General features: G+C 66.3%; 6 protein-coding genes. 3 read left to right on the top strand and 3 right to left on the bottom strand.

Annotated features, from left to right (window positions below; all coding sequences use genetic code 11):
• Nucleotides 1-25 precede the first annotated feature (25 nt).
• From ACFCV8_RS21955 to ACFCV8_RS21965, 3 genes are read right to left on the bottom strand one after another with little or no spacing between them, the layout of a single operon-like run.
• Entirely contained in the window at nucleotides 26-1,549 is a 1,524-nt protein-coding gene (locus ACFCV8_RS21955; protein WP_376687087.1) for a sodium:solute symporter, read from the bottom strand.
• Entirely contained in the window at nucleotides 1,546-1,704 is a 159-nt protein-coding gene (locus ACFCV8_RS21960) for a DUF3311 domain-containing protein (protein ID WP_376687092.1), read from the bottom strand. The genes ACFCV8_RS21955 and ACFCV8_RS21960 overlap by 4 nt, the downstream gene beginning before the upstream one ends.
• 31 nt (nucleotides 1,705-1,735) lie before the next feature.
• A complete protein-coding gene (locus tag ACFCV8_RS21965) occupies nucleotides 1,736-2,539 on the bottom strand; it encodes a class E sortase (protein ID WP_376687088.1) in 804 nt (267 codons plus the stop codon).
• An 87-nt stretch (nucleotides 2,540-2,626) separates the two neighbouring features.
• Between ACFCV8_RS21965 and ACFCV8_RS21970 the strand changes: the two genes are divergently transcribed.
• The 3 genes from ACFCV8_RS21970 (at nucleotide 2,627) to ACFCV8_RS21980 (ending at nucleotide 7,424) form a co-directional block, all read left to right on the top strand.
• On the top strand, nucleotides 2,627-3,628 hold the full coding sequence (locus ACFCV8_RS21970) for an SEC-C metal-binding domain-containing protein (protein WP_376687089.1): 1,002 nt from the start codon (nucleotides 2,627-2,629) through the stop codon (nucleotides 3,626-3,628).
• Nucleotides 3,629-3,736: 108 nt separating this feature from the next.
• Entirely contained in the window at nucleotides 3,737-4,243 is a 507-nt protein-coding gene (locus ACFCV8_RS21975; RefSeq protein ID WP_376687090.1) for a GNAT family N-acetyltransferase, read from the top strand.
• Nucleotides 4,244-4,307: 64 nt separating this feature from the next.
• Nucleotides 4,308-7,424: a DUF3427 domain-containing protein gene (locus ACFCV8_RS21980; RefSeq protein WP_376687091.1), complete on the top strand. Its 3,117-nt coding sequence runs from the start codon at nucleotides 4,308-4,310 to the stop codon at nucleotides 7,422-7,424.
• Nucleotides 7,425-7,527: the final 103 nt, after the last annotated feature.

Below are 7,527 nucleotides of genomic sequence, written 5' to 3' on the forward strand. Positions count from 1 at the left end.
CCGGTCGGGCACGGCCGGACGGACCTCAACCCGCCACCGAGGAATCGACGGGACCGGCAGGACGGACGGGACGGACCTCGTCCCGCGCGAGCACCACCTCGTCCGGCCGGTCGTCGCGCTCGCGCGGCCCCGCGTACGTCACGGCGAGCGCGACGGCCAGGTTGGCGGCGAGCGCCACGATGCCCGCGTTCACCCCCCACACCGGATCGTGCTCCGAGAACACGAACCCGCACACCAGCGCCACGCCGACGACCAGCCCGCTCATCGCCCCCCACAGGGTCAGCCGCCGCCACACCAGCCCCAGCAGCACCATCGGGAGCAGCTGCGCCATCGCCTCGTACGAGATGAGGGAGAGCCGGACCAGGGTGTTCGGCGCCGTGTACGTCAGCAGCAGCGCGAGGCTCCCCGCGACCACCACGACGATCTGCGCGGCCCCCTTCTGCCGCCGCTGCCAGCGCGGTACGAGGGAGAGCACGCTGCGCCCCCACATGGTGCCGATGACCAGCATGAACACGGCCATCGGCACGATCGAGGAGAGCGCCGCGGCCACCCCGATGACCCCGACCGCCCAGGCCGGCAGCGAGTCCACGACCAGCTTGAAGAGCGCCAGATTGGACTCGGCGCCGACCAGCCCCGGCACGACGAAGAGCGCCGCCATGCCGAGCAGCATCGGCACGAAGAGCAGCACGTTGTACGCGGGCAGCAGCATCGCGTTGCGGCGCAGCACGTCGGCGTTCTTCGCGCCGAGGTACCCGGCGACGGTGGTCGGGAAGATGACCACGGTGAGCGAGTTGAGGAACGAGGTGGTGATGAACCAGGCCTGTCCCAGCCCGCTGTCGCCGTGTCCGGGGAAGGTCAGCCACTCGCTCTTCTCGGTGACGAGCCGGTCGAGGAAGGGCCCGTACCCGCCGAAGTAGTGCGACGGCACGTAGAACGCGAGGAAGCCGAGCGTGACGATCACCAGCACGTCCTTGAGCACGGACACCCACGCGCTGCCCCGCAGCCCGCTCACCACGACGAAACCGGTGGTGACGGCGAAGGCGATGAAGTAGGCCCAGTTCAGGCTGATGGAACCGTAGGAGATCGTCGAGACGACCACGCCCATGCCGGTGATCTGGAGCTGGATGTACGGGAGCAGGAAGACGGTCACGAGTACGGCGAGGAGTGCGCCGAGCCAGGGCCGCCCGAAGCGGTGCGCCACCATGTCGGTGATCCCGACGAGCCCGTGATCGCGCGCGTACGCCCAGAGCATGGGGCCGACCACGTAGCCGACCGCGTAACCGCAGGACATGTACGCGACGACGTACAGCACCGGGGTCCCGTAGTTGTAGCCCCAGCCCGCGGCGCCCAGGTAGCTGAAGCTGGTGTAGCCCTCACCGGCCATCAGCACCCAGATGAACACCGTGCCGAGGCTGCGCCCGCCGACGGACCACTCGGCGAGCCCTCCCTCGCCCGTTCCCTTCCGCCGCCCGCGCGCGGCGAGCAGCCCGAGAGCCACGGTGACGGCCATGAAGGCCCCGAACACGGAGGTCGCGACCGTGGCGTTCACCGGCGGTCCCCCCGCCGGGTCAGCCATACGGCCACGGGGGTCAGCAGGGTCGCCCCGAGGAGCCATGCGAAGAGGAACGGCAGCCCGAGAATCACCGGGTGGACCCGGTTCACGAGCGGCAGCACCCCCAGGTACAGCACGTAGGGGACCAGCAACCACAACAACTGCGGACGTCGTCTGAGCACGTCAGGGAACCTTAGGCCCTGCGTGCTGCCGCGGCCGGACATCCACGAGTTTTCCCCATACGACGAGCCGGTACCGGGAGGTGAACTCGGGTGTACAGGTCGTGAGCGTCACATAGGAACCGGCCCGGTGGTACCCGGGGTACGGGCTCAGGTTGCTGCGCGGGACCGCGGCGACGACCCCGCCGTCGCGCGGGCTGGTGCGCGCCAGCGTCCGGTCGACGGTGTACGTGTACACGGCGTCCCGGGTCTCGACGGCGATACGGTCGCCGCGCCGCAGCCGGTTGATGTACCGGAAGGGCTCGCCGTGCGTGTTGCGGTGTCCGGCGAGGGCGAAGTTCCCGGCCCGGCCGGGCTGCGCGGTGCCCGGGTAGTGCCCGACGTACCCCTTGTCGAGGACGTTCCGCTTGCCGATGCCCTGGGCGACGGGGGCGACGAGCCCGAGCCGCGGGATGCGGATGACGGCGTACGCCCGGTCCGTGCGCGGTGCCCCGCGCACGGCGCCGCCCCCGCCGTCCCGGTTCTTCTGTCCACCGCCACCACCACCCACCCCGCCGGCTCCACCGCCCCGGGAACCGCTTTCGTCCCCTCCCCCGCGGCCCGTGTCCCACTCCCGCTGGAGGGACCGCACCTGGTCCTCCGCCCCGGCTCGGGCCTGCCGGTTGGTCCACCACAGCTGGTGAACGACGAGCAGCAACAGGACGGCGCCGAGGGTCACCACCAGCTCGGCCCCCGTCCAGAGCCCGCGCGCGACGGCTCTGCGCCCCCGCGCCCTCCGCTGCGTCACCACCGGTATCCGCTCCCGCACGGCCCGCACGATAGGCCCACGGCCCGTAACTCTCCAGGGTCCGAACGACCCTCCGCCCGGAAGCCGCACAGCAGTACGGTGTGATCCATGCGCCCCGACACGCCTGCCGCCCACACCACCGAAGCCGAGCGTCTGCTGCGCGCCGCGGCACGGTACCCCGAGGACCGTGAGCCGCTGCTCCTCCAGGCCGCGGCCCATCTGGAACTCGCCGGCGACCGCGCCCGCGCCACCACCCTCTACGACGAACTCCTCGCCTCCCCCGAGCTCGCCCGTCCCCACCTGGTCAAGGCCCTCAACGCGGCCAATCTGTGGGAGTACGGCCACGAGGCCGAGGCCCGCGCGATCATCGAGGGCATCCGCACCGCGAGCCCCCTCGACCCCGGACCCTGGGAGATCGCGGCCACCACCCTCGAAGCCCACGACGAGCTGGAATCCGCCCACGACTTCTTCTCGACCGCGCTGGCCCTGCTCCTGACCCCCGGCGAGGAAGTGCCGTACGCCACCCGGTCCCTGCTGTTCGGCCGCCACCGGGTACGCAGGCTGCTGGGCGTCGGCCACGACTCCTGGGACGAGCTGGCCGACACCCTCCACACCGCGGCGGTCCCGCTGGACGAGCTCCACGACCCGAAGCGGCTGTGGTCCCTGGGCTCCTCGGACCCGGGCGAGCTGCGGGCCGAGATCACCCGCCTGCGCGCCGAGCTGGGCACGTACCGCGACGCCCTGTCCCGGCCGTTCCCGGTCGCCGTGCTGCACTGGCCCGAGCCCGAGCTGGCCGAACTCCTCGCCGGCTACCCGGGCCTGCGCGCCGAGTACCCCTCGCACACCGAGCACCTGGCCCGCCTGGAGTCCGCCCTCCGCGACCTCCACCAGGCCGGCACCCCGAACCTCGGCATCGTGACCGGCACGGTCCCGTCGTACGAGGCGTTCGCCGCCTCGGAGGCCGCGTCCCCCTCCGACCCGGACCTCCTCCCCCAGTACGCCACCACCCTCGCCGCCCGCGGCCGCGCCACCCCCTGGCCCCCGGCCCGCACCGCCCCCTGCTGGTGCGGCTCGGGCCGCACGTACCGGGAGTGCCACGGCACGGGCTGACACCCCGCCCTGCGCGCGAACGTGACACATCGCCCCCGAGGTGTCACGTTCGCCCGCTCCCGAACAAAACACATCGGCCCGGCCCCCTCCGGTCCGTAGGGTGACGCCATGCCCGAACTCCAGCGCCTGCGCCCCGACCACGCCCCCGCCGTACTCGCCTTCGAGCGGGAGAACCGCGCGTTCTTCGCCGCCTCCGTACCGGACCGGGGCGACGCCTACTTCGCCGACTTCGACGCCCGCCACGCCGCGCTCCTGGCCGAGCAGGACGCCGGGCTCTGCCACTTCCATCTGCTGGTCGACCCCGACGGCGAGGTGCTGGGCCGCTTCAACCTGGTGGACGCCGCGGACGGCGCCGCCGAACTGGGCTTCCGCATGGCCGAGAAGGCCACCCACCGCGGCCTGGCCACCGCCACCGTCCGCCACCTCTGCACCCTGGCGGCCACCGACTACGCCCTGCCCACCCTCCACGCCAGAGCCACCGTCGCCAACACCCCCTCCCGCACCGTCCTCACCCGCACCGGCTTCACCCCCACCGGCGAAACCCTCCACCTCGACGGCCAACCCGCCCTCGCCTACGTCCGCACGGCAGCGCAACGGGCTGTCAGCCCTGCTTGATACAACTGCATTCCCAAGGTGGGATGAGGGGGGATCAGTCGTGCCTCACGACTCTGCAGATGACATGGCTCCTGTTGCGGGACTCTACGAGACGCTGATCACTCAACGCCTCCAAAACCGCATGAAGCAGTTGGATGCCGCGGGCTGGCGTTCCATCGATGAAGCGGTGGGCGCCGAATCTGCGCCACACGTGCTGACGCGCCACATCGCAGGCGTCGTACGCAAAGTTCTTCAAGGGCTCTCACCTGCAGAGCAAGTGCTTGCTGCCAATCACATCCTGGACTCGATCAGCACGGTCAAGGGCGCTGCCGAGTGGATTGATCTTGTCATCGAAGGCCCCCGCCAGTTGCTGGCAGTGGCGGAGCAAGAGGCGCCTGGTGTGTATGCAATTCGCCCAGCCACCCCGCTCTCTGAGACGGCGCTCATCACGAACTCTCCCGAAGACCCGAGCCTGGGCTTCGAGCTGCGAGCCGAGTTGGCCACAGCGGACCGCGTCGATCTGCTCTGTGCCTTCGTCAAATGGCATGGCCTACGTGTGCTGGAACAAGCCCTCGCTTCTGCACGCGAGCGTGACGTACCCATCCGCGTACTGACCACTACTTACATCGGAGCCACTGAGCGGCGCGCGCTTGACCGTTTGGTCCGCGAATTCGATGCTGAGGTGCGGGTGAACTACGAGCTGCGCTCTACACGGCTCCATGCCAAGGCGTGGCTCTTCCGCCGCGATAGCGGATTCGACACGGCGTACGTAGGAAGTTCCAACCTGTCCAAGGCAGCTTTGCTTGACGGCCTCGAATGGAATGTGCGGCTGTCTTCGGTTGCTACGCCTGCTGTCATCCGCAAGTTCGAGGCAACATTTGATGCGTACTGGAGTGAACGCTCATTTGAGCCCTACGACCCGGACCGCGACGCATCGAGGCTGGACCAAGCTCTAGCGCAGGCTGGCGGCTCGATCCGAGGTGGGAGTCCCGCCATCACACTCTCTGGGCTTGAGGTTCGCCCGTACCCCCACCAACGAGACATGCTTGAACGTCTTGAAGTAGAGCGCATCGTCCACAACCGGCACCGTAACCTCCTGGTTGCCGCGACCGGGACCGGTAAGACCGTCATGGCGGCTTTGGACTTCAAGCATCTTCGGCAGAAATTGGGCCGTGACCCGCGGCTACTCTTCGTCGCCCATCGCAAGGAAATCCTGGAACAGTCCCTGCGCGTGTACCAGAACGTCTTGGTGGACGCTAACTTCGGCGAGCTCTTGGTCGGAGGAGAGATCCCGGAAAACTGGACGCATGTCTTCGGTAGCGTCCAATCACTTAACTCACGCGCTCTAGATCGCCTTGCTCCAGACCACTTCGATGTCATCGTGATCGACGAGTTTCATCACGGCACATCCCCGACGTATCGAAGGATCCTCGATCACTTCGATCCGCAGGAGCTTCTAGGCCTGACCGCAACCCCGGAGCGCATGGATGGGCTGAACATTCAGGACGAGTTCTTCGATGGTCGGATCGCAGCAGAGATGCGCCTCTGGGAAGCCTTGGAGAACGACCTACTCAGCCCGTTCCACTACTTTGGCGTCAGCGACAACACCGATATGAGCGCGATCGCCTGGAAACGTGGATCGTACGACTCTGCCGATCTCAGCGATCTCTTTACCGGGAACAAAGCACGAGCCAGGCTCGTCGTACAAGCCGTGCGGGACAAGGTCACCAACCCCGGAACCATGCGCGCTTTGGGCTTCTGCGTGTCGATCGCACATGCAGCTTTCATGGCCGATTTCTTCTGTCGAGCCGGACTCAACGCCGTTGCTCTCTCAGGCGAGACTCCCCGCGATGAACGTCGAGATGCTCTGAACCAGCTTAGATCTGGAAAGATCCAAGTAATTTTCTCCGTCGATCTATTTAACGAAGGTCTCGACATACCCGATGTAGACACGCTACTTCTCCTACGTCCCACGTCGAGCGCAACGGTGTTTCTTCAGCAGTTGGGACGAGGGCTGCGACGCACGGAAGGGAAGGCCGTCCTCACCGTGTTGGACTTCATTGGGCAACATCGCAAGGAATTTCGCTTCGAGGAGCAGTTCAGAGCGCTCACCAACCTCACACGCAACCGCCTGCTCACTAACATTGAGCACGATTTTCCGCAGTTGCCATCTGGTTGCCACATCATCCTTGAGCCGAAGGCCAAGGAACTCATCATCGACAACATCCGCAGTCAGATCAGCGTCAACGTCACGCATCTCGCGCGCGAGGTCGCTGACTACGCCGAACCTCACATCGCCAAGTACCTCAAGGAGAGCCGCCGCGAACTCAAGGAGTTGTACCGCGGCAACGGAAACTCGTGGACTGGCCTGCTTCGCAGGGCAAAGCTCCTCCCGGAGTCTGGACCGGACGGAGAGATCTCCCTACTGAAGCGTGTCCCGGCATTCCTCCATGTCGATGACCCGCTCCGCGTCTCCGCGTACACCAAGCTGCTCACCGACGACGCCCCCGAATATGGCGACCTCAACACGCAAGATCAGGCCTTCGCCCGCATGTTGTTCTTCTCGCTCTGGCCATTGGGTGGCGGATTCAGCAGCTACCAGGAGGGCTTCCATACGCTTCACTCACAGCATGACTTTCGTAGCGAACTCCGTCAGGTCCTCGCGCACGCACTAGACCAGGCCGATCATGTCCCTGTCCCGCTCCTCGGTGAACATGCAAACGCCCCACTATCTGTCCACGCCTCATATAGCCGGGAAGAGATCCTTCCCGCCCTCGGGCAATCCTCCATCAACAGCTTCCTGCCGGGACATTTCCGCGAAGGCGTGAAGTGGTGCGAGAACATCCAGACTGACGCGCTACTCATCACACTCGAAAAAGACGAGAAGGACTTCTCTCCAGAAACACGCTACAAGGACTACGCTCGAAACGAACACCAGTTTCACTGGGAGTCACAGAACCAGACCTCTGAAACATCACCAACTGGAATTCGCTACCAGACCCACAAGGAGAAGGGCAGTCATGTCCTCCTCTTCGTTCGACGCTACAAGAAGACGGATATTGGCGGGCCTCAGCCATGGATGCTTCTTGGTCCAGCTGAGTATGTTGAGCACAAGGGAAGCAAGCCCATGGGCATCATCTGGAAGCTCCTTCACGAAATGCCAGCCGATGTATGGACCTACTCAACAATCGCTGCCGGCTGATTGACTACTTAGACGGTGTCCTATGTGGCGATCGCTCGTTGGGCTGTTCATGGGGCGGGATACGTGGAGTTGGATTGTTCCGGACGGGCTGTGGGAGATCGCG

Source organism: Streptomyces sp. NPDC056347 (assembly GCF_042262625.1).
In the GTDB taxonomy this organism is placed as follows: Bacteria; Actinomycetota; Actinomycetes; order Streptomycetales; family Streptomycetaceae; genus Streptomyces.

Coding starts and splice junctions, on each gene's coding strand:
- ACFCV8_RS21970 (WP_376687089.1), top strand. CDS start 2,627: ATGCGCCCCGACACGCCTGCCGCCCACACCACCGAAGCCGAGCGTCTG.
- ACFCV8_RS21975 (WP_376687090.1), top strand. CDS start 3,737: ATGCCCGAACTCCAGCGCCTGCGCCCCGACCACGCCCCCGCCGTACTC.
- ACFCV8_RS21980 (WP_376687091.1), top strand. CDS start 4,308: ATGGCTCCTGTTGCGGGACTCTACGAGACGCTGATCACTCAACGCCTC.